This is a genomic window from Gemmiger sp. An194 (assembly GCF_002160145.1).
GTDB lineage: Bacteria > Bacillota > Clostridia > Oscillospirales > Ruminococcaceae > Allofournierella.
This window is the reverse complement of sequence record NZ_NFKA01000015.1, coordinates 1-24,800: the sequence shown is the minus strand read 5'-3', so window position 1 is coordinate 24,800 and position 24,800 is coordinate 1. Positions and strand designations below refer to the sequence as shown.

28 protein-coding genes and 2 tRNA genes are annotated in these 24,800 nt (G+C 60.2%); 8 read left to right on the top strand and 22 right to left on the bottom strand.

Annotation, left to right across the window (positions count from 1 at the left end; genetic code table 11):
• Positions 1-53 precede the first annotated feature (53 nt).
• The 3 genes from B5F28_RS10175 to B5F28_RS10165 all read left to right on the top strand — a co-directional run bounded on the left by B5F28_RS10175 (position 54) and on the right by B5F28_RS10165 (position 3,750).
• On the top strand, positions 54-1,331 hold the full coding sequence (locus B5F28_RS10175; protein ID WP_087295788.1) for a UDP-N-acetylglucosamine 1-carboxyvinyltransferase: 1,278 nt from the start codon (positions 54-56) through the stop codon (positions 1,329-1,331).
• Positions 1,332-1,521: 190 nt separating this feature from the next.
• Entirely contained in the window at positions 1,522-2,682 is a 1,161-nt protein-coding gene (gene ftsZ, locus B5F28_RS10170) for a cell division protein FtsZ (RefSeq protein ID WP_087295787.1), read from the top strand.
• A gap of 84 nt (positions 2,683-2,766) precedes the next feature.
• Positions 2,767-3,750 carry a coiled-coil domain-containing protein gene (locus B5F28_RS10165; RefSeq protein ID WP_087295786.1) on the top strand — a complete coding sequence of 328 codons (984 nt, stop codon included), beginning with the start codon at positions 2,767-2,769 and terminating at the stop codon, positions 3,748-3,750.
• Positions 3,751-3,818: 68 nt separating this feature from the next.
• On the opposite strand, the gene B5F28_RS10160 is transcribed toward B5F28_RS10165, so the two are convergent.
• The 3 genes from B5F28_RS10160 to B5F28_RS10150 form a co-directional block, all read right to left on the bottom strand.
• Positions 3,819-4,397 carry a hydrolase gene (locus tag B5F28_RS10160; protein ID WP_087295785.1) on the bottom strand — a complete coding sequence of 193 codons (579 nt, stop codon included), beginning with the start codon at positions 4,395-4,397 and terminating at the stop codon, positions 3,819-3,821.
• The gene (locus tag B5F28_RS10155) at positions 4,397-4,618 is read right to left on the bottom strand and encodes a YdbC family protein (protein WP_058967105.1); all 222 of its coding nucleotides are present in this window, start codon (positions 4,616-4,618) and stop codon (positions 4,397-4,399) included. Before B5F28_RS10155 ends, B5F28_RS10160 begins: the two co-directional genes overlap by 1 nt.
• Positions 4,619-4,761: 143 nt before the next feature.
• Positions 4,762-4,992 carry a hypothetical protein gene (locus B5F28_RS10150; RefSeq protein ID WP_087295784.1) on the bottom strand — a complete coding sequence of 77 codons (231 nt, stop codon included), beginning with the start codon at positions 4,990-4,992 and terminating at the stop codon, positions 4,762-4,764.
• A gap of 120 nt (positions 4,993-5,112) precedes the next feature.
• Here B5F28_RS10150 and B5F28_RS10145 point away from each other — a divergent pair, with 120 nt between their 5' ends.
• Together B5F28_RS10145 and B5F28_RS10140 are read left to right on the top strand one after the other, a co-directional pair.
• Complete coding sequence (locus tag B5F28_RS10145) at positions 5,113-5,766, top strand: DUF3267 domain-containing protein (RefSeq protein WP_087295783.1); 654 nt, start codon at positions 5,113-5,115, stop codon at positions 5,764-5,766.
• A 20-nt stretch (positions 5,767-5,786) separates the two neighbouring features.
• Positions 5,787-6,155, top strand: coding sequence for a nuclear transport factor 2 family protein (locus B5F28_RS10140; protein WP_087295782.1), 369 nt, complete (start codon positions 5,787-5,789; stop codon positions 6,153-6,155).
• A 123-nt stretch (positions 6,156-6,278) separates the two neighbouring features.
• On the opposite strand, the gene B5F28_RS10135 is transcribed toward B5F28_RS10140, so the two are convergent.
• Together B5F28_RS10135 and B5F28_RS10130 are read right to left on the bottom strand one after the other, a co-directional pair.
• Positions 6,279-6,902: a TetR/AcrR family transcriptional regulator gene (locus B5F28_RS10135; RefSeq protein WP_087295781.1), complete on the bottom strand. Its 624-nt coding sequence runs from the start codon at positions 6,900-6,902 to the stop codon at positions 6,279-6,281.
• Positions 6,903-6,950: 48 nt separating this feature from the next.
• Complete coding sequence (locus B5F28_RS10130; RefSeq protein WP_087295780.1) at positions 6,951-7,304, bottom strand: dihydropteridine reductase; 354 nt, start codon at positions 7,302-7,304, stop codon at positions 6,951-6,953.
• A 416-nt stretch (positions 7,305-7,720) separates the two neighbouring features.
• On the opposite strand from B5F28_RS10130, the gene B5F28_RS10125 reads away from it, so the two are divergent.
• The gene (locus B5F28_RS10125) at positions 7,721-8,725 is read left to right on the top strand and encodes a tetratricopeptide repeat protein (protein ID WP_087295779.1); all 1,005 of its coding nucleotides are present in this window, start codon (positions 7,721-7,723) and stop codon (positions 8,723-8,725) included.
• Positions 8,726-8,772: 47 nt separating this feature from the next.
• Here B5F28_RS10125 and B5F28_RS10120 read toward each other — a convergent pair.
• From B5F28_RS10120 to B5F28_RS10040, 17 genes are all read right to left on the bottom strand, one after another.
• Positions 8,773-8,848: transfer RNA gene (locus tag B5F28_RS10120), tRNA-Pro, on the bottom strand.
• Between the two features lie 40 nt (positions 8,849-8,888).
• Positions 8,889-8,962, bottom strand: a tRNA-Gln gene (locus B5F28_RS10115).
• 155 nt (positions 8,963-9,117) lie between these two features.
• Positions 9,118-9,969: an NAD(P)/FAD-dependent oxidoreductase gene (locus B5F28_RS10110; protein WP_087295778.1), complete on the bottom strand. Its 852-nt coding sequence runs from the start codon at positions 9,967-9,969 to the stop codon at positions 9,118-9,120.
• A gap of 136 nt (positions 9,970-10,105) precedes the next feature.
• Positions 10,106-10,357, bottom strand: coding sequence for a sporulation transcriptional regulator SpoIIID (locus B5F28_RS10105; protein WP_087295777.1), 252 nt, complete (start codon positions 10,355-10,357; stop codon positions 10,106-10,108).
• A gap of 115 nt (positions 10,358-10,472) precedes the next feature.
• Complete coding sequence (locus tag B5F28_RS10100; protein WP_087295776.1) at positions 10,473-12,344, bottom strand: heavy metal translocating P-type ATPase; 1,872 nt, start codon at positions 12,342-12,344, stop codon at positions 10,473-10,475.
• Positions 12,345-12,398: 54 nt separating this feature from the next.
• A complete protein-coding gene (locus tag B5F28_RS10095; protein WP_087295775.1) occupies positions 12,399-12,614 on the bottom strand; it encodes a cation transporter in 216 nt (71 codons plus the stop codon).
• Between the two features lie 54 nt (positions 12,615-12,668).
• Positions 12,669-13,049 carry an ArsR/SmtB family transcription factor gene (locus B5F28_RS10090; protein ID WP_087183320.1) on the bottom strand — a complete coding sequence of 127 codons (381 nt, stop codon included), beginning with the start codon at positions 13,047-13,049 and terminating at the stop codon, positions 12,669-12,671.
• Between the two features lie 29 nt (positions 13,050-13,078).
• Complete coding sequence (locus B5F28_RS10085; RefSeq protein ID WP_158097577.1) at positions 13,079-14,632, bottom strand: O-antigen ligase family protein; 1,554 nt, start codon at positions 14,630-14,632, stop codon at positions 13,079-13,081.
• Between the two features lie 238 nt (positions 14,633-14,870).
• Positions 14,871-15,293 carry an arsenate reductase ArsC gene (locus B5F28_RS10080; RefSeq protein ID WP_087295773.1) on the bottom strand — a complete coding sequence of 141 codons (423 nt, stop codon included), beginning with the start codon at positions 15,291-15,293 and terminating at the stop codon, positions 14,871-14,873.
• Positions 15,294-15,296: 3 nt separating this feature from the next.
• Complete coding sequence (locus B5F28_RS10075) at positions 15,297-15,635, bottom strand: thioredoxin family protein (protein WP_087295772.1); 339 nt, start codon at positions 15,633-15,635, stop codon at positions 15,297-15,299.
• 18 nt (positions 15,636-15,653) lie between these two features.
• Complete coding sequence (locus B5F28_RS10070; RefSeq protein WP_481808395.1) at positions 15,654-16,652, bottom strand: permease; 999 nt, start codon at positions 16,650-16,652, stop codon at positions 15,654-15,656.
• The gene (locus B5F28_RS10065; protein WP_087295770.1) at positions 16,649-16,948 is read right to left on the bottom strand and encodes an ArsR/SmtB family transcription factor; all 300 of its coding nucleotides are present in this window, start codon (positions 16,946-16,948) and stop codon (positions 16,649-16,651) included. Before B5F28_RS10065 ends, B5F28_RS10070 begins: the two co-directional genes overlap by 4 nt.
• Before the next feature lie 514 nt (positions 16,949-17,462).
• Complete coding sequence (gene lepA, locus B5F28_RS10060; protein ID WP_087295769.1) at positions 17,463-19,268, bottom strand: translation elongation factor 4; 1,806 nt, start codon at positions 19,266-19,268, stop codon at positions 17,463-17,465.
• 26 nt (positions 19,269-19,294) lie between these two features.
• The gene (locus tag B5F28_RS10055) at positions 19,295-20,833 is read right to left on the bottom strand and encodes a glycosyltransferase family protein (RefSeq protein ID WP_087295768.1); all 1,539 of its coding nucleotides are present in this window, start codon (positions 20,831-20,833) and stop codon (positions 19,295-19,297) included.
• Entirely contained in the window at positions 20,830-21,381 is a 552-nt protein-coding gene (locus B5F28_RS10050; RefSeq protein WP_087295767.1) for a cysteine hydrolase family protein, read from the bottom strand. Before B5F28_RS10050 ends, B5F28_RS10055 begins: the two co-directional genes overlap by 4 nt.
• 35 nt (positions 21,382-21,416) lie before the next feature.
• Complete coding sequence (gene alr, locus B5F28_RS10045; protein ID WP_087295766.1) at positions 21,417-22,595, bottom strand: alanine racemase; 1,179 nt, start codon at positions 22,593-22,595, stop codon at positions 21,417-21,419.
• A 45-nt stretch (positions 22,596-22,640) separates the two neighbouring features.
• Entirely contained in the window at positions 22,641-23,369 is a 729-nt protein-coding gene (locus B5F28_RS10040) for a tRNA 2-thiocytidine biosynthesis TtcA family protein (RefSeq protein ID WP_087295765.1), read from the bottom strand.
• Between the two features lie 443 nt (positions 23,370-23,812).
• Between B5F28_RS10040 and rplM the strand changes: the two genes are divergently transcribed.
• Positions 23,813-24,241, top strand: a complete 429-nt coding sequence (gene rplM / locus B5F28_RS10035) for a 50S ribosomal protein L13 (protein ID WP_087295764.1) — start codon at positions 23,813-23,815, stop codon at positions 24,239-24,241.
• A gap of 16 nt (positions 24,242-24,257) precedes the next feature.
• Positions 24,258-24,656: a 30S ribosomal protein S9 gene (gene rpsI / locus B5F28_RS10030; RefSeq protein ID WP_058967081.1), complete on the top strand. Its 399-nt coding sequence runs from the start codon at positions 24,258-24,260 to the stop codon at positions 24,654-24,656.
• Positions 24,657-24,800: the final 144 nt, after the last annotated feature.

Genomic DNA, 24,800 nt, shown 5'->3' with positions numbered 1-24,800 from the left:
GTCACATACAGTGGGCTAAACGATTGAAAATCCAGCAAAAAGGGGCGATTGATGTGGGGGAGTATCTGAAGATCACGGGCGGGCGGCCGCTGTTCGGGCAGGCAGTTGTGCCCGCCGCAAAAAACAGCGTTCTGCCGCTGATTGCGGCCAGCATGCTGTGCCGGGGCGAAACGCTGCTGCGGCAGGCGCCGGCCCTGGCGGATGTGGAGCAAAGCCTTGCCATTTACACCGCGCTGGGCGGGCAGGTGCAGCGCCAGGGCCAGGGGGTTCGCCTGCGGGCGGACGGCGCGCAGGGCCGGGGCATTCTGCCGGACGGCCCGGCCCGGTCCATGCGCAGCTCGGTGTTTTATCTGGCCCCGGCGCTGCACCGCTTCGGCCGGGTGCAGATGCCCATGCCCGGCGGCTGCAAGCTGGGGCCACGGCCCATCGACATCCATCTGGAGGGTCTGAGCCGCATGGGCGCACAAACCCAGTGGGAGGACGGTCAGCTGGTGCTCACCGCCCCCCGGGGCCTGCACGGAGTGGACTACGCCCTGCGGCTGCCCAGCGTGGGGGCCACCGAGACCCTGCTCATGGCGGCGGTGCTGGCCAAGGGCGAAACGGTGCTGCGGGGCGCGGCTCGGGAGCCGGAGATCGTGGATCTGGCGGAGTATCTGTGTGCCTGCGGGGCCTCGGTGCAGGGGGCGGGCAGCCCGGTGATTCGGGTGCAGGGCAGGCCGGAGCTGCAGGGCACCGCCTACACTCCCATCCCGGACCGGATCTACGCCGCAACCCTGGCGGCGGCGGTGGCCAGTGCGGGCGGTCAGGTGCGCATCCAGGGCTGCCCGGCGGAATTTCTGGAGCCGGTGCTGGCGGTGCTGGAGCTGGCGGGCTGCGGAGTGCAGCGACTGGACCGGGTCTTTCTGGTGGAGCGCAGCCGCACCCTGAAAGGGGTGGGCCGGGTGTATACTGGGGTGTATCCGGCGTTCTGTACCGATGCCGCCCCGGTGGTGGCCGCGGCCCTGCTGTGCGCCGCGGGCCGCAGCGCCGTGGAGGACACGGTGTTTGAAAACCGTTTCGCCTGTGCCGCCGGCTTTGCGGCCATGGGGGCCCAGGCCTGCCGGGCGGGCCGGGCGGTGGAGATCACCGGGGTGCGGCGGCTTACCGGCACCAGCGTGGAGGGCAGCGACCTGCGAGGCACCGCCGCTCTGGTGGTAGCGGCACTGGCAGCCAGCGGCGAGAGCCGGGTGTCCGGCCTGGAACACCTGCGCCGGGGCTATCTGGGCCTGCCCGCCACCCTGCAAAGTCTGGGGGCAAAGGTGCAGCTGGCGGTGCAGGAGGCCGGGGAGTGACAGCATCTTCCCGAATCCGTGGAAAAAACTGTGAAATGGCCGCATTCTTGCACTTGAATTTATGTGCATTATCTGGTACTCTATTAATAGCTGTATTGATGATTATAGTGGCCTATGTATGCCCGGCACGCTTTGCGCTGGGGCACGGCCTGATCCAATAGACGGAATAATACTTTAGGGGGAAGTTTCAATGGCATTCGTTCTCGATGAAGAGATGCAGAATATCACAAACATCAAGGTAATCGGCGTGGGCGGAGGCGGCGGCAACGCCGTGAACCGCATGGTGGAGGCCGGTCTTCAGGGCGTGGAGTTCATCGCCATGAACACCGACCAGCAGGCCCTGCTCAAGAGCCACGCCACCCAGAAGGTGCAGCTGGGCGCCAAGCTGACCAAGGGACGCGGCGCGGGCGCTGATCCCGAGATCGGCCAGCGTGCCGCCGAGGAGAGCAAGGACGAGATCGCCAGCGCGCTGAAGGGTGCGCAGATGGCCTTCATCACCGCCGGCATGGGCGGCGGCACCGGCACTGGCGCTGCTCCCGTGGTGGCCGAGGTTGCTCACGAGCTGGGCATCCTGACCGTTGGCATCGTGACCAAGCCCTTCGCCTTTGAGGGTCGCCGCAAGATGAGCCTGGCCGAACAGGGCATCACCGCGCTGCTCATGCACGTGGACAGCCTGATCGTGATTCCCAACGAGCGCCTGAAGCTGATCAGCCAGGAGAAGATCACCCTGATGAACGCCTTCGAAGCGGCCGACAACGTGCTGCGTCAGGGCGTGGAGAGCATCTCCAGCCTGATCAACATTCCCGCCTTCATCAACCTGGACTTCGCCGACGTGCGCAGCATCATGAAGGATGCCGGCTACGCCCACATGGGCGTGGGCAGCGCCAAGGGTGCGGGCAAGGCAGAGAACGCGGCCAAGGCGGCCATTTCCAGCCCGCTGCTGGAGACCAGCATCTCCGGCGCCCGGGGCGTTATCATCAACATCACCTCTTCTCCGGACATTGGCCTGGAGGAGGTGGAGCAGGCTTCCAGCCTGATCACCCAGTCCGCTCATCCGGATGCAAACATCATCTGGGGTACCGCGTTCGACGAGAGCATGTCCGACGAGATGCGCGTGACCGTGGTGGCCACCGGCTTCGAGAACGTGGGCAGCAATGTGCCCGTACCCGAGCGTCCGGCGGCTTCCAGCTCCACCGGTATGCCTTCCGCGGTGTTCAGCAGCGATTCCAGCGCCTCCAGCGTGAGCGGTTCCACCGTTTCCGGCAGTGTGGGCGCTTCCTCCAGCACCGAGGATGACGATGACCGGGATTACTTCGATCAGATCATGGGCCTTTTGAACAAGCGCAAATAAACAGTGAAGTTTCGGGCCCCGCGGCATTTTTGTGCCGCGGGGCCGGTGTTTCTTGCGGAAATAACAGCGAGGAGGGGCTGCCCCATGTCAGAGCAGCAAAAACCGGGAGAATTCAAAACAGCGGTGGTGGGCGGCTTCAAAAAGGCCGATGTGCTGGCCTATATTGAACAGCTCGCCGCCCAGAACCAGGCGGAAAAGCAGGCGCAGCAGCAGGCGGCGGACAAGCTGCGTGAGGAAGTGGAGCAGCTGAAAAAGGACAAGCAGCTCCTGGTGGACAAGACCCGGGAGGTGTGCGACAAGCTGGCCGCCCAGGAAAAGCTCACCGCCCAGGAGACCGAGCGGGCCAGCGGGCTGGCAAGCCAGCTGCTCAGCGCCCGGGAAAATGCCGATACTTACCAGAAGCGCCTCTGTGCCAAGGAACAGGAAACGGTGGTGCTGCGGGCCGATCTGCAGAATCTGCAGCAGCTGCTGGCCAGTCGCCAGCAGGAGGTGGAGCAGGCCCGCCAGGCAGTGGAAGCGGAAAAACAGGCCTGCGCCCGTCAGCTGGATCAGCAGCAGGCAAGCTTCCGGGAAAAGAGCGAGCAGCAGGTCGCAGAGCTGATGAAAAACGTGGAGGAGCGGGGCCGCAGTCTGGACCGGCGCTTCCAGGAGCTGGAGGAGAAAAAGCAGGCCCAGCGCCAGCAGCTGGCCGCCGAGCGTCAGCGTCAGCTGGATTACGCCCGCGCCGAGCAGGCGCGCCTGGCCGACAGCAGCCGCCGTGTGGCCGAGAGCATCCGGGAGCTGCGCCAGCAGCTGGCCCAGGTGGATGCCCAGATCAACCAGGCAGCCCAGCAGCTGCAGCAGGCCACCGGCAGCATCTACGACGCACTGGGCGAGACCCAGCAGAGCCTGGACCGGCTGGAAAGCCAGGCGGCCCGGTATCCGCAGCCTGCCCCTGCAGGCAAGCCCCGGCATGGAGCGGCAGCGCCCAAGGCTCCCAAAAGCCCCGAGCAGCCGCCCAAGCCCCCGAAGGCAGCCTCCCGCAGCCAGAACCTTCTGAACCTGCTGGACAAGCTGCTGCAAAAATAATAAATAAAAAAGCATGGAGCGGAGATCCGTTCCATGCTTTTTGTGTTTGTGGGGAAGAGGCGGACCGGTCAGTGGCGGCCGGTGCCCTTTTCCATCAGATAGGTGGCGGTCAGGTCCGCCATGTGCAGCTTCACCGCCATCGGATAGGCATCGTAGGCCTGGCTGATGGCCCAGCTGCCGCCCCGGGCCGCGTCGTCAAAGCCGCCCATGTGCCAGCGGATGGCCACCGCCTCGGCAGGCTTGAGCCGCACGAAGCGCTCGATCAGAAACACACTCTTTTCGCCGTGGCCGAAGGGGAACTGGTCCTCCACATTGAAGGTGGGAACCTTTTCCCACTGGCCGGTGGCCTCGTTCTTCACGTTGCGGGTGCCCGCCTTGTAATAGTTGGCCTTGCACAGATCGTGGAGCAGGGTGCACAGGGTCACGCTCTCCAGATTGTCCACGCCTTCCTCATAAAAGCGGTCCATATAAGCCTTGTACACATTCAGGCTGTGCATCACCAGGCCCTGCTCACAGGCCCCGTGAAACCGGGTGGAGGCAGGCGCGCGGAAGAAGTCGGTGCCGGCCAGCCATTCCAGCAGCTTGTCCACGCCGTGGCGCTGCACCTGGCTGGAAAGCAGGCTGCAAAAATCCTCCTGGTAGCCCATTACAGCTCCAGCTCTTCCAGAATGCCCTTCAGGATGGCCATCTCGTCGTGGCTCAGGCTGATGCCCTTGCCCATCTTGGTGCCGTCCGGGGACCAGTCGCGGATGTCGTATTTGGGCTCGCGGTCGTTCCAGCTCACCATGTTCAGCTGGCGCTCCCAGCCGTTGGCGCTCTGGGACAGCACAGCGATGCGTTCAGTGATCTCATATTTGAATTCTGCCATGGGAAAATATTCCTTCCTTCATCCATGATTCAAAGGAGCACATGGCCCCCTTGGGTGTTATCAGACCTTATTGTAATGGATGAGAGGGAAGAATGCAAGTCCCAACTGGTAAAATCAGGGCGGCGAAGCCGTGAAGCGTGTATTCAGCCCTGGGGAAATTGCTCCTTACTCTTCTGTTTGCTGCGCACAGTGGCGCCATCCTCCACCCAGCCCTCGGGGCCGGGCGCAGCCTGTTGACCGGTGTAGGCAAGATCCGGCTGCAAGGCTCCATCGGCCCGGGCCTTCTGTGCGCTGCGGGAAGGCCCGATGCAGCCGGAGGAGCCGGTTTGACGACGGTCCGGTTTGGGGGATGAAGCGGGTTGTTTGCGTGACATTGCGGTCACCTCCTTGCCCTTAGCCTGCCCCGATGCGGGCGGTGTTATGCCATTGGAATCCCCGGAGAAGATGTGCTATAATGGCGTCAGAAAACACAGAGAAGCAAGGAGGATGGAACAATGGAGCAGCAGCCGGGCCGGAAGCTTTCCCGAAGGGAACAGGCGCGCTTGGAGGATTTTCAGCGCCTGAGCGGGCAGATGAGGCAGCAGGGTTACCGGAGGGTGGACCTGGTGGTGGATGTGGTGCAGGCCAACGTAATGGCAGTGGTGGTCATGCTGCCCTTTCTGGCTGCAGCGGCAGTGCTCTTTTTCGCCTTGAACCCGGTAGGAGAGGTGTACATCCCCTTTTCCGGGATGGCGCTCTGGCTGCTGGCATTTTTGGTGCTGGTGGTGCTGCACGAGGCCATTCATGGTCTGACCTGGGGGCTGATGGCGCCCCATGGCTTCAAGGCCATCGCCTTCGGTGTGATCTGGCAGATGCTCACACCCTATTGCACCTGCAACGACGGCCTGAAGCGCTGGCAGTACCTGCTGGGCGGTTTGATGCCCACCCTGATTCTGGGGTTCGGGCTGGCGGGGCTTGCCACCGCGCAGGGCAGTCTGTGGCTGTTTTCGCTGGCGGAGGTGATGATTCTGGGCGGCGGTGGGGATTTCCTGGTGGTGTTCAAAATGCTGCGCCACCCGCAAAAAGACGGCGCTGTGTACTACGACCACCCTTATGAATGCGGGATGGTGGTCTTTGAACCAGAAAATGGCAATGTGCCTGCCGCCTGAGGAAAGGGGAGTCAAAGGACATGGATGTGGAGCGCTACTGGCGCGCCGCGCTGGCGCAAAATGCACAAGAGATGCGGTCCTTCTTCCGGGAAGATGCGGTGATTCGCTGGCCCAACACCAATGAGCAGTTCACGGTGGAGGAATTTCTCCGGGCCAACTGTGAATACCCCGGCAGCTGGGACGGCCGGATCGAACGGCTTGAACAGACCGGCAGCTTGCTCATCACAGCAGTGCATGTGTATTCCCGTGACAAAACGGTCTCCTGTCATGTGACCTCTTTTTTTCAAATTGAGAAGGACCGGATTGCCGCGCTGGAGGAATACTGGGGCGACGACGGCCCGCCGCCTCGCTGGCGGCAGGAAATGGGCATCGGAAGGGCCATCCGGTAAAGCGGCACAATATAAAAAGGAAAAAGCTCCCCGGCTGTGCGGCCGGGGAGCTTTTTCGTTGGGGAAGAGAAGGGTCAGGGCTCAGGGAGCATGCGGATCACCACATTGCCGGCGTGTTCCACATCAGCGGTGGTGCGGGGGAAGACTGCCTTCACAGAGGGCTATGTCGGGCCGGGCCACACACTGCTGCATGATGGCGCTGATCTTCTGGATGGAATCCACGCAGTCATTCTGCAGCCACTGGTCCACAATGGCCATCAGGCCGTGGATGTAAAAGGCCATCAGATACGCACGATTTTCCTCCGGGACCTGAAATTGCTCCAGAATGGGGGAAAACACATGGCGGAACATCCGCTGGTATACCTGGTCCAGCCGCAGAACGGCGGATTGCTCCATGGCTGTGCGGAACAGCCGCTTGTTCTGCGCGATGTAGCTCAGATAGGGCTCCAGATATTCCGGTGTGATGAAATAGGCCCGCCCGGCGGAAAGAGGCGTATCGCTGGCCGCAAAGGGCTCGGTGCGCTGGCGCATATGGTCAAGAAAACGTTCGGTCATATACTGCACGCTCTCGGCCAGCAGATCACCGATGGTTTCATAATGCAGATAAAAGGTGGACCGGTTGACCCCGGCCTGCTGGCAGATTTCCTTCACGGTGATATAGGGTAAGTCCTTTTTTTCCAGCAAAGCCAGGAAGGCCTCGTCCATCCGTGCTGCGGTGCTGAAATATTTGCTTTCCGTCTTGTTCAAGAAATTGCATCTCCTTTTGTCTGCGGGCAAGGCCCGGCCGGTTTTGGTTTATGCTTCGCTGATCTCTTTTGCCAGCTCCATGATTTCAAAGGCGTATTTCTGTTTGCCCTTGGCCAGCAGGTGTTTGTAAAGCGGGTAGTTCAGGCCCATTCCGGCCAGCCCGACGATGCCGATCAGTACGCCCAGCACGAACATTGCGTTGCTGCCGCTGCCGATGATCCGCATGGAAAGGCACATGCCCACGCCGGTGATGAGGGCAGTGCAGATGCCCAGGGAATAGGTGAAAACGGTTGCGGGCAGCTTTGCCCGGGCGTCCAGTTTGCGCAGCGCGATCACCTTGGAGTGATTCTTCGGTGCGTATTCGTTTGCCAGTTGTTCCGCGTAAATTTTGTCAGTATTCATAGCACATTGGCCTCCTTTGTTGTGATGGCCTTATTGTACCAGTCCTGCGCAAAAGGCGGAACAACACGAACCGGCTGCCGTGTTGGGCACAGTGTGGCAGAAAACGCAAGTTCGATCAAGCAAAATCCAGTGCTGGCGGGTATAATGAGAGCAGAAACGCAGGAGGGATAAAGCATGAGCGAACAATGGCAGAAAAAGATCCAGCATATCGTGGACCGGTGCCGCCGCAGATGTGTCTGGTGGAGGTGGCGGAGGGGGGATTATCTGGTGTTTGAGCACGGCCCCGGAAAAAACTTGGTATCTGTTCTGATGATATCATAAATGAAGGTGCCTGGGTAAAAGCGTGAAGAAAGCTTTTAGGATTCCTTTCCCTGTGAGTGGTGTTTGTGATATGCTAGGGGAAAGGAGGGAGCGCAATGCGGATGTTCGGCTTGTTCAGGAAAAGAGAAATGGATCACAGTCAGAAGGTGGAGGCGGCTTACCTGCGCTGCAATGCGGATGAAAGAAAGGGCTTTTTCCCGGAAGGGGTGTATCAGGCCGATATCATCATACGCTCGTTGGCGAAAATTTATGGAGTTTCGCTGGATGCGCTTGACGAAAATGGTTATTATGAGATATTGACCAGTTATACGGAAGCCATTATCCGCAAGGCGCTTCCCGGAAGCGATGATGAGGTGATCGTACGCGGCTTTCAGGTGCGGCACGGCAGTTTGGCGCGCACGATTGAAATGGCGCGCAGAGCGTTTATGTATACGATGCTTAACCGGTTGGATCGCTCTTTTGCCATCGAAAGCGAAGAGGATATGTTGTTTTTGTGTAAAGTGGCCCGATCAGAGGATGAGAAGACCTCCCCAAAGCAGGACGACATGTTTGCGAGCGAGTATTGCTTTGAAGGGCCTTTGGAGCATGCCATATACGGGAAACTGTATGGTACGGATGATGGGTTTATATGCTGGAGTTCCGGTAACCAGTACCGTGAGCAGTACAGGAAAGGCTTCCGGCTTGTGGAAGAGGGAAAATACGAAGAAGCAATCGCAACATACCGGGCCAGCCTGGAGTTTAACCCCATCGGAATCAGCGCGAGATTTGAAATTTGCGAATGCTTTATCCGTTTGAAAGACTTTTATTCCGCAAAGGAAACGCTGTATGCCATGACACCGTATCTGTTGGAACCGAAGCATCTGGCAAAATTCTATCGAAGACTCGGCTACATTGCGGTGGAGCAGGGGAATGATCTGTGCGCCGCCGGTTGTTTCGTTTACAGCAAGAACTTTGAACAAAATCCCGGAACAGAGCAGGAGCTGCGAAACATTTTCGCAAAAACAGGCGTGCAGCCGAGTCAAATTGTCGGTGATCCGACGATTTATTTGGAGCGGTATCATATTCCGGTGTTGAAAGAACGGAAATTGAGTGAACTCTGAGCGAGGAAATCAAAAAGACCGCTGACTTTTGTCAGCGGTCTTTTTGATGGTCGGAGTGACGGGACTTGAACCCACGGCTTCCTGGTCCCGAACCAGGCGCGCTACCAACTGCGCTACACCCCGATGTAAAAAATAGCAGCAGCGTGCGGGCTGCTGCTATTTCTGGTTGGAGAAGAAGGATTCGAACCCTCACAAACAGAGTCAGAGTCTGTCGTGCTACCCTTACACAATTCTCCAATATTTTCTGCTCTCTGGGGCTGTGCCCTGAGTGCTTTATTATTATACCGTCGGGTTTTGCAAATGTCAACCCCTTTTTTCAAAAAATACCGAAAAAAGAAACGCGGGGACCGCATGGTGATCTGCGGCCCCCGCTGGGTGCGTTGAAAGAAAAATCAGGCGGGGTTTTTGTCCAGATAATCCGCTGCGCTCAGTCCGGCGATCAGGCCTTCGCCCACGGCCTTGGCTACCTGTAGGGGAGCGCCGGTCACGTCGCCCGCGGCGAACACGCCGGGCAGATTGGTGGCCATATTGCGGTCTACCGGCACCGAGCCGTTTTCGATGGCAAGACCGGGCAGCAGGGTGTCCGGCGCAATGGCGCTGCGCAGGATGAACACACCGTCGAAGGCTTCCTGCTTCGGGCCGATCTGGGCCCACTGTACCACCTCTTCGCCACCCACCGCTTTCAGGTTGCCGGGGATAAAACGCACGCTTTCTCGCAGCTCCGGCGGCTGCTTGGCGGCCACAAAGCTTACCTGACAGCCGATGGAATCCAGGAAGTTGGCCTCGTGGGCAGCCTCCGGCGAAAGCCCCCAGACCAGCAGCTTTTTGCCCCGGTAGAGCATGCCGTCGCAGGTGGCGCAGTAGGAAACGCCACGGCCCAGGAACTCCGCCTCGCCGGGCACCGGCTTGGCCCGGGCAATGCCGCAGGCCAGAATCACGGTGCGGCTTTCCAGAATCTCGCCGTTGAAGTTGATCATAAAGCCGTTCCCCATGGGCAGGATGTTGGCCACCCGGCCGGGCAGCGCCTGGATGCCCATCGCCGCCGCATGAGCGGAGAACTGGCGCAGCATCTCCTCGCCGGTCACGCCGGGCATGCCCAGATAGTTGTCCACCTGCTCGGCCTTGGCCAGAAAGCCAGGCGCTGCGCCCAGAACCTGAACGGTCTTGCCGCGCTGATGCAGATTGATGGCCGCCGAAAGCCCGGCGGGGCCGCCGCCGATCACGGCGCAGTCGAATCGATCCATGAAGATCCTCCCTTGTGTGTGAAAACCGCTTTGCCCGCAGGCATCCAGAAGGATCACACAACAGGCCGGGCGGTGATTTTTTTTTATTATACCCGATTTCACACAAAGGGAAAAGGAATCTGGTCACAGACGGTGCTCAGGGTGGGTGTGCATATTTTTTGCGGGTGGCGGCTCCGCCCCGCAGATGGCGTTCCGCCTTGTTCCGTTCCAGCACCACCTGCGCCCGGCGGAACAGCTCCGGGTCCAGTTGGCGCAAACGGGTCGTCACGTCCTTGTGGACGGTACTTTTTGAGATGCCGAAGCGGTCGGCCGCTGCGCGCACTGTTGCGCCGGTGCAGGCGATGTATTCGCCCAGCAGCACAGCCCGCTCCTCCGGGTTGCCTTTCATAACTGCGCATCCCCCCACACATGAGTTTTATTTCATGTGTATGCGGGCGGCAAATGCACTATGCGGACAAAGAAATCCCCCAGAAGAGGCTTTCTTCCGGGGGATGGAACGGTTTTTATTCCGGCTTGACCGGCCGCAGCATGCGGGTGGCGTTCAGCACGGCCAGCACCATCACGCCCACATCCGCGAACACCGCCCACCACATGTTGGCGATGCCCACCGCGCCCAGCAGCAGGCACAAAAACTTCACTGCCAGGGCAAACACGATGTTCTGGTACACGATGCGGCGGCACTTGCGGGCGATGCGCAAAGCCAGCGGCAGCTTGGCGGGGTCGTCGTCCATCAGAACCACGTCCGCAGCTTCAATGGCCGCGTCGGAACCCAGGCTGCCCATGGCGATACCCACATCCGCCCGGCGCAGCACCGGCGCGTCGTTGATGCCGTCGCCCACAAAGGCCAGGGTGGTGTTCGGAGCTTTGGCGTTCAGCAGCTGCTCCAGCTTTTCCACCTTGTCGCCGGGCAGCAGCTGAGCGTGGTAGTCGTCCAGGCCGAGGCGCTGAGCCACCTGATGAGCGGCAGCTTCAGCGTCGCCGGTAAGCATCACGGTGCGGATGCCCTGCCGCTTCAGGCTTTGGATGGCCTGGGCAGAGGTGGGCTTCTCCACATCGCTGATCTGCAAAAAGCCTGCGTAGGCACCATTGATGGCCAGATACACCACGGTAGCGCCCTCGGCGGGCTTGCTGCTCTGAGGGATCTGCACGCCCTGCTGCTCCATCAGACGGGCGTTGCCGGCGGCAACCGGTACGCCGTCCACCTGGGCGGTCAGGCCGTGACCGGCTTCCTCGTGTACCTGCCGGGTGCGGCTGGAATCCAGCGGCTTGCCCCAGGCGGCCCGCAGGCTCTGGGCGATGGGATGGCTGGACCAGCTCTCGGCCAGGGCGGCGGTCTCCAGCAGGGTGTCCTCAGTGAAGCCCTCGGCAGGGAACACGCCGGTCACCTGGAACACGCCCTGAGTCAGGGTGCCGGTCTTGTCGAACACGATGGTTTTTACCTGGGCCAGCGCTTCCAGATAGTTGCCGCCCTTGATCAGGATGCCGCTGCGGGAAGCGCCGCCGATGCCGCCGAAGAAGGTGAGGGGGATGCTGATGACCAGCGCGCAGGGGCAGCTGATGACCAGGAAGGTGAGCGCGCGGCTCACCCAGACGCCCCACTGGCCGGTGAACAGGCTGGGCAGGATGGCCAGCGCCGCCGCGCCGATGCAGACGGCGGGAGTATAGTAGCGGGCGAACTTGGTGATGAAGTTTTCCGCCTTGGCCTTTTTCAGGCTGGAGTTCTCCACCAGCTCCAGAATGCGGGCCACGGTGGACTGGCCGAAGGGCTTGGATACCTTCACCCGCAGCACTTCGTCCTGGTTCACGCAGCCGGAGATCACATCGTCCCCGGGGCTTACCCGACGGGGGCGGCTCTCGCCGGTGAGGGCGCTGGTGTTGATGGTGCCGCTGCCCTCCAGCACAACGCCGTCCAGGGGGATTTTTTCGCCGGGGCGGATCAGGATCACGTCGCCCACGGCCACGGTGTCCGGGTCCACCTGCTGCACGCCTTCACCGGTCTCCAGGTTGGCGTAATCGGGGCGGATGTCCATCAGGGCGGCGATGTTTTTCCGGCTCTTGCCCACCGCGTAGCTCTGGAACAGCTCGCCGATCTGGTAGAACAGCATAACGGCGGCGGCCTCCCGGTACTCCTGCAGGGCCAGCGCGCCCACGGTGGCGATGGCCATGAGGAAGTTCTCGTCGAAGATCTCGCCCTGCACCACGCCCAGGAAGGCCTTGCGCAGCACGTCATAGCCGATGATCAGATAGGGAATGAGATACAGCGCCAACTGTGCGTACCAGGGCAGGGGCACAAAGGCGCAGAGCACCCAAACCGCCGCCAGCGTCGCAATGGAAATCAGGATGCGGCGCAGCATGCGGGTCTGTTTTCTTGTCATAGGTAACACCTCAAGCAGGGCCGAAGGCCCGTTTTGCCGGGGGATAGCCCCGGGTCAGAAATCAATGGCGAAATCCGGGTCGATGCGGCGGCCAGCCTTGTCCACCTCCTTCAGAATGCGGGCAAAGTCTGCCTCCTCCGCGTCGATGACCAGCTTCTGGGCCATAAAGCTGACGGCGGCGCTCTTCACGCCGGGAATCTGGGCCACGGCGGCTTCCACCTTGGCGGCGCAGTTGGCACAATCCACTTCGATGCTGAATTTCTTTTGCATGATTCAAAACTCCTTTATGTTGTGTGTTGTTTCAAAATAATAAGGAAAAGTGAGTCATTCCTCCACATGCTCTGCGCCCATGGAAAGCATGGACCGCACGTGATCGTCGTCCAGTGAGTAATAAACGGCCTTGCCCTCCCGGCGGAACTTGACCAGCTTGGACTGCTTCAGAATCCGCAGCTGGTGGCTCACCGCCGACTGGGAAAGCCCCAGAACCTGGGCGATGTCGCCCACGCACAGCTCACTTTCAAACAGGGCGAACAGCACCTTGATGCGGGTGGAGTCGCCGAAGACCTTGAACAGCTCGGCCAGATCGTAGAGAAACTCATCGTCCGGCAGGTTGGCGCGCACGTTTTCCACCGCGTCCGGGTGAAGGGGCGCGGATTCCACGGCAGGATTTGCCTTGTGCTCCGCCGGATGCTCGTGGGGAGTCATATAAAATCACCTCACATATGAATAAGTGTTCATGTGTTGGTTTTATTATAGCACGCAGTTAGTCGGCTGTCAAGCAAATAGCAAACAAAAACCATCCATTCGGGAACCCAAAAGGGCGAATGGATGGTTTTGTAAAAAGGCATCCACATTACCACCAGCGCGGGAAACAGAAGTGTGCTGCCGAGGAAGAAATACCAGCGATCCAGCGTGATGGGCTGTTGCTCTGCGGGGGCGGCGGAGAAGGCTGCCAGCAGACAGACCGGGACGATCAGCATGGGGGTGGTGATGCTGAAAAAGGCCTGCACCGCATAGCCGATCAGAGCAGTGGCGAGGAAGGGAACGCGGCGGAATGCACTGCGGATGTGAGTGAACAAAAAGCCGCACCAGCAGACAAGACCCAGCAATCCGCCGCAAAGCAGATGCTGCAGGTATTCGTTGTGGGCGGAATCAAAGGTATAGCCGTTCAGTGTGATCAGCGCCTGTGTGTAATAGGGGTTCAGCAGGGCATCTACGCCATCCGCACCAACGCCCACCAGCTTTTGCAGCAGCGGAAGCTTTGCATAGCGCCGGACCAGCACGTCCCATACATCCCAGCGATTGGAGCCCCAGCCGGAGCGCAGCCAGAAGAAGGAATCCAAAGGGCCCAGAGAAAGGCCGAACAGGTTACGCACCAAAAAGCCGCACAGAAGCAGAAGAAGCAAGCCGCCGAACAGCAAGCGAGCCGGCTTGCAGGGCGTTTTTTTCAGACGCGGGCTGATAAAAAACAGAAAAAGCAGCAGTGCGCCGATGGGGAGACAGACAAAAGGCTTTACGAGCACGGCGGAAACGGTTCGAAGCGGCATTCGCAGAGGGAAAAAGTTCAGGAAGATTCCGGTGAGAAAGGCCACGGCGCAAAAGATGGCGCCGATCGCAAACAGGAGCCGTGCGCCATGCCAGGTCAGCCGGCGGTCACAGAAAACAACCGCCAGCATCACCGCCAGCGAAAGCCAGGCGGCATCGGTGCTGGCCATCAGCAGCCCGGTCAGAAGCACCACACAGCAAAGGACCACCCCTGCCCGGCTGCGTCCGCTGCGTGCGTGAAATGCGGTTTGAACCGCCAAAGGCAGACACAGGCATAAATAGGCTGCAAAGAAGTTCAGATTGCCGATCGTGCTCAGATACAAAGAGCCGTTGTCGGGGAGCAGGCTGTAGTAAGTGCCCAGAGGGTCCAGTCCCCAGGCGTTCAGAATGCCCAGCAGAGCAATCAGACAGGAGCAGCCGGTAAACAGACGGCAGAGTCCCTGATACAGCCCGGCGGGACAAAAAAGCCGGGTGAGCAGGTAACAAGCGGTGCAGCAGGCGAACAAGGCCAGGCCGTTTCTGCGCCCGGTCAGGCCCCAAAGGGAGGCGAAGCGGTCCTCGCTGAACAGCCACGCAAGCAGGTAGCTTGCGCACCAGGCGGGCAGCCAGAGCATGCCCGGGCTGACGCGGCCCGGCAGGGGGCGGAATGCACGGAGATCAGTCAGCGCGCTGATCGCAAGGCCCAGAAGCCCCAGCAGAACGAATGCCGTAAGCAACGCGAATTTCGCGTGGATCAGATCCATATAGGTGTTTCGGAGATAAAGAGGGAGCCACAGACAAAGCCCGGACACCCAGATGGCCGCCCAGCTGGAAGCGGGCGAATGCCGAGCCGGAGGCAAGGCGGAAAATTGCATGGTATAACACGTCCTGTTCCATTCAAACTGAATCCATTATAGAATACAACGGCACAGATGGCAATCGGGGCAAACAAAAAGCCTTGCCGGAGCACAGGGCCAGCCGGCAAGGCGTGAAACAGCTGATTTAAAAAAGACCGGGAACAGAGCGGTTCCGGATTCGGCTGCGCAGGTCCAGCACCTTTTGCTCAATGGCCTGGATGGTGGCCTCGAAGGCCTCATCCGGATGGCCGGTGGGGTCCTCCAGGCCCCAGTCCTCCCGGTGGCAGCAGGGCAGGGTGGGGCAGCTCACGTTGCAGCCCATGGTCACCACGATGTCCACCGGGGGCAGCTCGGCCAGCAGCTTGCTGCGCTGAGTCTTTTCCATATCGATGCCGTGCAGCTGCTTCATCAGGCGCACGGCATCCTGATTGATGCGGGGCTTGGTCTCGGTACCTGCAGAATAACTCTCGAAGGCGTCGGCTGCAAGCTTTTTGCCCAGAGCCTCGGCGATCTGGCTGCGGCAGGAATTGTGCACGCAGACAAAGGCCACGCGAATCGTATGGTCCATGGCTTACTCCATTCCTTTCCGGATCAGGTCCTTGACCTCATCCTTGCCGGGCACCCGGCCGTAGCACACCACCTTGCCGTTGACCACCAGGGCAGGGGTGGTCATCACGCCGTAGGCAGCGATCTGGGAAAAATCAGTGATGTGGTCCACCTCGGGGGTAAGGCCCAACTCGGTCATGGCAGCCTTGGCGGCTTCCTCCAGCTGGTTGCACTTGGCGCAGCCGCCGCCCAGTACCTTGACCATCCGGCCGGTGTCGCCGCTTTCCACAGGAGCAGCGCAGCCGGTGCCGCAGCCGCAGGAAGCCTGCGGAGCGTCACTTTTCTTCTTGAAAAACAAACCCATTGTAATAACCTCCTCTGATTAAACAAAAAGGAATTGAGTTGCGTTGAAAAAGTAGCCCACCAGGATGATGCCGGCGGTGCAGATGGCCACAAACAGGGCCAGCAGGCGGGGCTTGATGGCCTTGCGCAGCATAATCATGGAGGGCAGCGACAGGGTGGTGACCGCCATCATAAAGCTGAGGATGGTACCCAGCTGCGCGCCTTTGGAAAGCAAAGCTTCAGCCACCGGAATGGTACCGAAGATGTCCGCGTACATGGGAACACCCACCAGAACCGCCAGGATCACGCCGAAGGGGTTGCTGCTGCCCAGAACGGTCTCCACCCAGGCCTCGGGAATCCAGTTGTGAATGATGGCGCCAATGCCCACGCCCACCAGAATGTAGGGGAAAACCTTTTGGAAGGTGCCCAGCATCTGCTCCTTGGCATAGATCAGTCGGTCCTTGCGGGTCAGGGTGGGGGCCTGAATGTCCACACTGCCCGCCTTGAGGATGAAGTCCTCCACATGGCGCTCCATGTGCAGCGCCTCGATCAGGCTGCCGCCTAGTACAGCGATGACCAGACCCACGATCACATAGGTCACGGCCACCTTGGCGCCGAAGATGCTGGCAAGCAGAATCAGGCTGCCCAGGTCCACCATGGGGGAAGAAATCAGAAAGGAGAAGGTGACACCCAGGGGAAGACCCGCGCTGGTGAAGCCCATGAACAGGGGGATGGAGGAGCAGGAGCAGAAGGGGGTGACGGTGCCCAGAAGAGCGGCGATGCAGTTGGCTCCCAGGCCGTGGAAACGACCGATGATTTTTTTGCTGCGCTCGGGCGGGAAGTAGCTTTGAATGTAGGAGATAAGGAAGATCAGCGCACACAGCAGGATGGTGATCTTAATCACATCGTACAAAAAGAATTGCAGGCTGCCGCCCAGCCGGGAGGCGGTGTCCAACCCAAGCGCGCTGAGCAAAGAGCCGATGGCGCTGTTCAGCCATTTCATGCCCAGGATCTGGTCCTGGAGAAAAGTCCAGATCATTGGCAGCACGCCTCCTTGCATTCACAGTTTTTGCCCAGACCGCCCAGAAAGGACTGCAGAGCCTCCAGAGTTTCCCGGTTCAGGGAATAATGGGACCATTTGCCCTCCTTGCGGGCATTGACCAGACCGCACTCGCACAGAATCTTCATGTGATGGGAAAGGGTGGGCTGGGTAAACTGAAACTGTTCCAGCAGCTTGCAGCCGCACTTTTCGCCATCGGAAAGCATCTGAACGATCTGCAGCCGGTTGGTATCGCCAAGAGCCTTGCAGAGCAGGGCAACATCGGCAGCGACCATGTAAATCACCTCGCATAGAACTTTGTCTATGTGAGAGTATACTGCATAGATAGATAAATGTCAATATGAGAAATGCAAAAGGAGCAGAAAAAATAAAAAAGCCCGGCGGGCAGGAGAAAACCTGCCGCCGGGGAGTTTTGAGTGAATAATGAAGAGTGAATAGTGAAGAAGTAAGGTGTGCCGCACCGCGGCACGGATTTTAATTGGCCGGGCGGAACGGCTTGCGTATCGCACCCCGGTGCCCGGTCGGGTCCGCCAAAAAGGCAGCTGGAGGCTTTTGATGAGAAAAGCCCGATGCGTACCGGCTTGCATATCGTACCCCAATGGCCGGTCGAGTCCGCCAAAGGCAGCTGGCGAATCTTGCTGAGGAAAACCCGGTGCGTACCGGATTGCGTACCGCACCCCAATGGCCGGTCGAGTCCGCTAAAAAAGGCAGCCGGAGGTTTTTGCTGAGGAAAGCCCGATGCGTACCGGCTTGCGTGCTCCACCCCAATCAACGGTCGAGTCCGATAAATCAATCTTCGTCGAGTTTGAGGACGGCGGTGAAGGCCTCGCTGGGCAGTTCTACGCTGCCGAGCTGACGCATCTTCTTTTTGCCTTCCTTCTGCTTTTCCAGCAGCTTTTTCTTACGGGTGATATCGCCGCCGTAGCACTTGGCCAGCACGTCCTTGCGCATGGCCTTCACGGTCTCACGGGCAATGACCTTGCCGCCGATGGCTGCCTGAATGGGAATCTCGAACATCTGACGGGGAATGTTTTCCTTCAAACGCTCCGCCAGACGACGGCCCTTGGCATAGGCCTTGTCCGCATGTACGATCATGGACAGGGCATCCACCATGTCGCCGTTCAGCAGCATGTCCAGCTTCACCAGCTTGGATTCTTTAAAGCCCTTCATCTCGTAATCGTAGCTGGCGTAACCGCGGCTGCGGCTCTTAATGGCGTCGAAGAAATCGTAAACGATCTCGCCCAGAGGCAGCTCGTAGTGCAGGTCCACGCGGGTCGCGTCCAGATACTTCATGTCGATCATGGTACCGCGCCGGTCCTGACACAGATCCATCAGGCTGCCCACATACTCGCTGGGAGTGTAGATGTGCGCATCCACAACCGGCTCCTCCTGCTTGGCGATCCGGCCCGGATCGGGGTAGTCGGAGGGGTTCTCAATCACCTTCACCTCGCCATCGGTCATGGTGATGCGATATTCTACGCTGGGCGCGGTGGTGATCAGATCCAGATCGAACTCGCGCTCCAGACGCTGGGTGATGATGTCCAGATGCAGAAGACCCAGGAAACCGCAGCGGAAGCCAAAGCCCAGCGCCACACTGGTCTCCGGCTCAAAGCTCAGGGAAGCGTCGTTCAGCTGCAGCTTCTCCAGCGCGTCCTTCAGGTCCGGGTACTGGGAACCGTCGACCGGGTAGATGCCACAGAAAACCATGGGGGTCACCTTGCGGTAGCCGGGCAGCGGTTCCGGGGTGGGGTTGGATACCAGGGTCACGGTATCGCCCACACGGGTATCCTGTACAGTCTTGATGCTGGCGGTCAGATAACCTACCTCACCCGCCTGCAGCTTGTCGCAGGGGGTCAGGCTGGTGGCGCCCATCCGGCCCACCTCCACCAGGGTGAATTCCGCGCCGGTGGCCATCATGCGCACGGTGTCGCCCGCCTTCACGGTTCCGTCAAATACGCGGATGTATACGATTACGCCCTTGTAGCTGTCGTAAACGCTGTCGAAGATCAGGGCCTTCAGAGGGGCGTTCTCGTCGCCGGTGGGGGCGGGAATGTCCTGAATCACCTGCTCCAGGGTATCCTCGATGCCGATGCCCATCTTGGCCGATACCCGGGGTGCGTCCAGGCAGGGCAGACCGATCACATCCTCCACTTCCTGAGCCACGCGGTCCGGCTCAGCGCTGGGCAGGTCGATCTTGTTCAAAATCGGCACCAGCTCCAGGTCATGCTCCAGAGCCATGTAGGTGTTGGCCAGGGTCTGGGCCTCCACGCCCTGGCTGGAATCCACCACCAGAATCGCGCCCTCGCAGGCGGCCAGGCTGCGGCTCACCTCGTAGCCGAAGTCCACGTGGCCCGGGGTGTCGATCAGGTTGAACTCGTAATCCTTGCCGTCACGGGCCTTGTAGTTCAGGGTCACCGCGCGGGCCTTGATGGTAATGCCGCGCTCCCGCTCCAGGTCCATGTTGTCCAGCAGCTGGTCCTCCATCTGGCGCTCGTCCACACTGTGGGTCTTTTCCAGAATGCGGTCGGCCAGGGTGCTCTTGCCATGGTCAATGTGGGCAATGATGCAGAAATTGCGGATGTTATCTCTTGCCAAAAACGTCTCCTCCTATATTTTAAACTTTATTGAAATGTGCCTTGCTCTTCGCTGCGGGGCGCGGCCAGCAGGGCGGCCCCGAACAGCAGCAGGCAGCAGGAATAACAAAACGGATAGCGGGCGTTGGCCTCCCACAGGGTGAGGAACACCAGGTTGCCCAGCAGGCAGATCGTGCAGAAGAACAGGCCATGATCGCCGATGCGGCGGCGGTTTAAAAGCCCGCGTACCGCGGCCGCAAAGCCGGATGCCCAGAGCAGCCAGTAAACTGCCTGGCCGAAATCCGCGGTCAGGCCCGCGTGTGTGCCGTCCACACAGAACCATTCGTGCAGCCAGGTGCGCTGCACAGGTGCCAGGTTTACCATCTGGGGTGCGGTGTACAGCCCGTCCGCCCAGTCGGTTTCCGCCTTGGTGAAAAACAGCCAGGCCAAGCTCTGCGGGCTGGAAAGCAGATGCTCCAGATTGGTCCGGATGCGGGCCAGGTTCGCGGCCTTTTTTTCCTCAATGGTGGAGTAGCGGCCGGTGTAGGCAAAGCTTTCGTTGTTGAAGGCGCCGTCGTTTTCCAGTCCCATCATGATCCAGTGGGTGGTGGGGGTGTGCATGGAATCATACAGGGAAAGATCCAGCAGCCCGCAGTTCCACTTGTAGGTGTTGAAGCCGAAAATCACCGCCGCACTGCCCAGGCAGAACAGCAGCAAAGCAGCCAGCGCACTGCGCCAGGCGCGGCGCAAACCGGCCCAGAACCCGGGCCGTAATGCCAGATACACACCAAAGGCCGGGTAGAGCAGCAGAGCGTTGCCCTTCATCAGAAAAGCAGCCCCCACAAGAATACCAAGACCGGCGCAGCCCAGCAGCCGGGCCCTTCGGGAAAGACGGCCCCAGCGGTTCTCCAGAGCCAGAAAGGCCCACAGGCTGACCGCCACCAGCGGCGCGGCCATGGTATCGGTGTAAACAAAGGCGGTGAAGATGTAGTAGGGCAGGAAGATAAGGCAGAGCACAAGCGCCGCCGCCTTGCCCCGGCGGCCCCACAGAAGCCCCGCCGCACCGCATACGCACACCGCCGCGATGAACAGACACAAAGCATTCAGCCCCATGGCCCAGGCCGGACCGGTGGCTCCGGTGAGCAGATACACCGGCCGGTACATCCAGTACAGCACGAACATGCAGAAAACGTTGGTGTCCACACTGGCAAAGTAATCATTGTATAATGCCGGTACGGTACCCTGCGCCAGCTCGGTGGCAGTGCGCAGCACCGCCTCGGTGTCAAAGGGGGAGGTGGTCAGGTCCTGCAACAGCAGAAAACCGCTGCCCAGCTGCAGCACCAGCAACAGCGCCAGACCGCCGCCGAATACTGCCCGCCAGCGGCCGGGGCTGAGTCGGTCCACCAGAGGCAGAAAGCGGCGCAGTGCAAAGGCACCCAGCGCCAGCAGGGCACAAAACGCCACCCTGCGGACACTAAGGTCTAGATGACCGCGCAGCCCAATCACCAGAAATATGCAGGCGAAGGCGGCCAGAAACAGCAGCCATACCGCCCGGCGCAGCCCGGCCTGAACGTTCGGCCCGGTCACCGGCTGCCCTCCGCAATGCGGTAGCCCATGCCCTTCAGAAGGCGCAGGGCGTTTTCGTGGTCCGCCGGGTCACCGGCGGCGCACAAGTCCGACCGCACCGTGATATCCGCGTTCAAAAAGGCCGAGTGCAGCACAATGGCGTTGCTCACCACGCAGATGTTGGTGACCACGCCGCAGACCTCGATCTCCTCCGGTTCGCCGCCGCACAGCGCCCGCACCGCGGCAGGCAGGCCCTCGGCACCGAAGGTGGGCTTGTCCAGAAAAGCCACGCCCGGCAGCACGGTCTGCTCGTATTCCGCCAGCCGGCCATAGAGATGCCAGCCCTCGCTGCCCTTCAGACAGTGGGGAAGGGGCAGAAAGCGCCCCTCCCGGCTGGTCAGATATTCCGCGCCGTGGGTGTCGCGGGTGAACAGTACCTGCCAGCCATCGGCCAGGGCCTGCTTCACCCGCTCCGCCAGAGGGGCTTCCAGGGCGCGGGCGGCTTCAAAGCCCAGCGCGCCGGAAACAAAATCCACCTGATAGTCCACAACACACAAAAGCTTGCTCATAGCGGGCACATCCTTTCGTTTTCACAGCTGCTTTTTTACATCTGTTTCAGATAATCTGCAATGGCCACACACCGGCCCTCCCGCAGGTAGACCCGGGGAACGCGCAGCGCCAGACCGCACATGATCTCGTAGGGAATGCTGCCGACCTTGTTTGCCACATCGTTCAGGCTGTCGGCACCGGGACCGCCGAATACAACGGCCTCGTCTCCCTCCTGCACGTTGTCCAGACCGGTCACGTCCACCATCATCTGGTCCATGCAGACCCGGCCCAGCACCGGTGCGGCATGCCCGCCGATGGAGCAGACGCCCTTGCCGGAAAGCAGGCGGGGATAGCCGTCCGCATAGCCCACGCAGAGGGTGGCCACCTTGCGGGGCGCGTCGGCGGTGAACTGCAGCCCGTAGCTGAGAGCCTGACCGGGCAGCAGCTCTTTCACCTGGCTCACCACGGTCTTTAAGGTAAGCACCGGGCGCAGGCCGTCCAGATGAACCTCGTCGCTGGGGTCACAGCCGTAGAGCACGATGCCCGGCCGCACCAGATCCATGCCCCATTCCGGGTGCTCCACCAGAGCGGCGGAGTTGCAACAGTGCACGGTGCGCAGCTTGTGGCCCCGGGCCTCCAGACTCTCTTTCACCTGCACAAACAGGCTGTGCTGGCGGTTGGTGTATTCCACGTCCGCTGCCGCGTGGCTGTCCGCCACCGCGAAATGCTGGAACATGCCGGTGATCTCCAGCCCCTCCAGACCGAAGCAGGCCTCCAGCTGGTCCAGACAGGCGGGAATGTCCTCCTCGCAGCGGGCAATGAAGCCCAGCCGGCCCATGCCGGTGTCGATCTTCAGATGGCAGCGCACCCGGGCGCCTGCCTCCAGCGCCGCGCTGCTCAGAACCCGGGCATATTCCGGGCTGAACACCGCCTGAGTCAGCCGGTGGCAGGCGAGAGTAGCTGCGCAAGTCGGGTCGGTGTGGCCCAGGATCAAAATCTCACCGGTCACACCGCCGCTGCGCAGGTGCAGCGCCTCGGCCAGACAGCTCACCGCAAACCACTTGGCACCCGCGTCCGCCAGCGTGCGGCAGACGATGCCGTCGCCGTGGCCATAGGCACCGGCCTTGACCACCGCGCACACGGCGGCGAACCCGGCGTGCTGCTGCAGCAGCCGGAAATTATGGGCCAGTGCGTCCAGATCCACCTCAGCCCAGCAATGCTTTTCGAAATTCAAACCAAAACACCTCGATGTTATCGTGTTGAAAGGGGCTGGATGCCGTCAGCCCTTGGCCACAGGGGCCCAGCCATCCAGGTCCGCGCCCTGCATGGCTCCCAGCATTTTCTGGCGGAAGGCCTTGTCCTTGCGGCACATGGCGGCCACGTATTCCTTCATCTCCTGGCGGCGGGTGGCGCCATCCGCCGGACAGGCGCTTTTCACGATCGGAAGCTCTTCATGCTTCACTGCGCGGCGCACGTCGCTCTCGGTGGCAAGGATCATGGGCCGGATCATGGTCAGGTCCTTGCGGGAGAGATAGGTCACCGGAGAGAAGCAGCCCAGCCGCCCCTCGCCCCAAAGATTCATATAAAAGGTCTCGATGGCGTCGTCCAGATGGTGGCCCAGCGCCACCTTGTTGCAGCCCAGCTCCTTGGCGGTGTCGTGCAAAAGGCCACGGCGCATCTTGGCGCAGAGGGCGCAGGGGTTGGGTTCCTTGCGTACATCAAACACGATGGCCCCGATGTTGGACCGCCGGATCTCGAAGGGCACCTCCAGCTTGGCGAAGAGCTCCGCCAGAGGTGCGTAGTCGGTGGACTTGCCGCTGAACTGAGGGTCCAGGCTCACCGCTATCACCTCGAAGGGGATTTTCATGTAACGGCGCAGATGGGCCAGACCCACGGTGAGGGCCACGCTGTCCTTGCCGCCGGAAACGCCCACGCAGATCCGGTCGCCGGGCTCGATCATTTTGTATTCTTGAATGGCTTTGCGCATCAGGCCTTCCAGCCGCTGCATGGCAGTACCACCTTTCGTTTGATATTATATAGTATTATAAAAGAAAGGCTATGCCGCCGGCAAAAAGCCCACCCTATATTATAGCATGCCTTGCCGGTTTGCGAACAAAAAATCCTTCTTTTTGCCGGGCAAAAAAGCGGAAATCCATGGGCGGACTCGGGCGTTCTGCGACCGGCTGCGGCCATTATACCATGCGGCGGGCAGCTTGCACAAACTTTTGCAAAACTTTTTGAAAAAATCGAATTTGAGAAAACGAGAGAAAACAAGAGCCAGAGAGAGAATAAAAGAGTTTGACCAGATTAAATTAAAAATATCGAAAAAAGTGCTTGACGCGGCGGGCAAAGTAAGATATAATCACTCTTGCGTCAAAGTGCGCTTTCAATGGAATGTTTCCCGCGCCCACCGGCGCGACTGTTCAAAACAAATTCAGGAGGAAAATCGACATGAGCACTACTCTCGCTAAACCCGCCCAGATCGAGCGCAAGTGGTATGTGATCGACGCCGCGGGCAAGCCCCTCGGCCGCGTTGCTGCCCAGGCTGCTGTTCTGCTGCGTGGCAAGAACAAGGTTACCTTTACCCCCAACGTGGACTGCGGCGATCACGTAATCGTGATCAACTGCGACCAGGCTGTTCTGACCGGCAAGAAGCTGGAGAAGAAGTACTACCGTACGCACTCCGGTTGGGTCGGCGGCCTGAAGGAGATCCAGTACAAGACCCTGATGGCGGAGAACTCCGACAAGGCTATGTACGTTGCCATTAAGGGCATGATCCCCTCCAACACCCTGGGTGCCAAGGCCATGACCCGTCTGCGCTGCTACAAGGGTGCTCAGCACGAGCAGGCTGCCCAGAAGCCCGAAGTTTACGAGTTTTAATAGGAGGCAATAGAGTATGTACGAGACTAAACCTTACTTCTACGGCACCGGTCGTCGTAAGAATTCCGTTGCCCGTGTTCGCGTTTACAACGGTACCGGCAAGATCACCATCAACGGCCGCGATATCGATGATTACTTCGGCCTGGAGACCCTGAAGCTGATCGTTCGTCAGCCTCTGGCTGTGGCCGAGGTTGAAGGCAAGTTCGACCTGGTCGTTCGCGTTGGCGGCGGCGGTGTTTCCGGTCAGGCTGGCGCTATCCGTCACGGCCTGGCTCGCGCCCTGCTGCAGTACGACGAGAACCTGCGCCCCGCTCTGAAGAAGGCTGGCTTCCTGACCCGCGATCCTCGTATGAAGGAACGTAAGAAGTACGGTCTGAAGGCTGCCCGTCGCGCTCCCCAGTTCAGCAAGCGCTAATCGTTATCAGAAACCTTCAAAAACCCTGGAAATCCTCGGATTTCCGGGGTTTTTCTGTTCATATAAGAACCACAAGCTATGCTTGTGGACGAGAAGAGCACGAGCGTTGAAACGGTAAAAAAAGAACCTCCTTTTGCTACAATA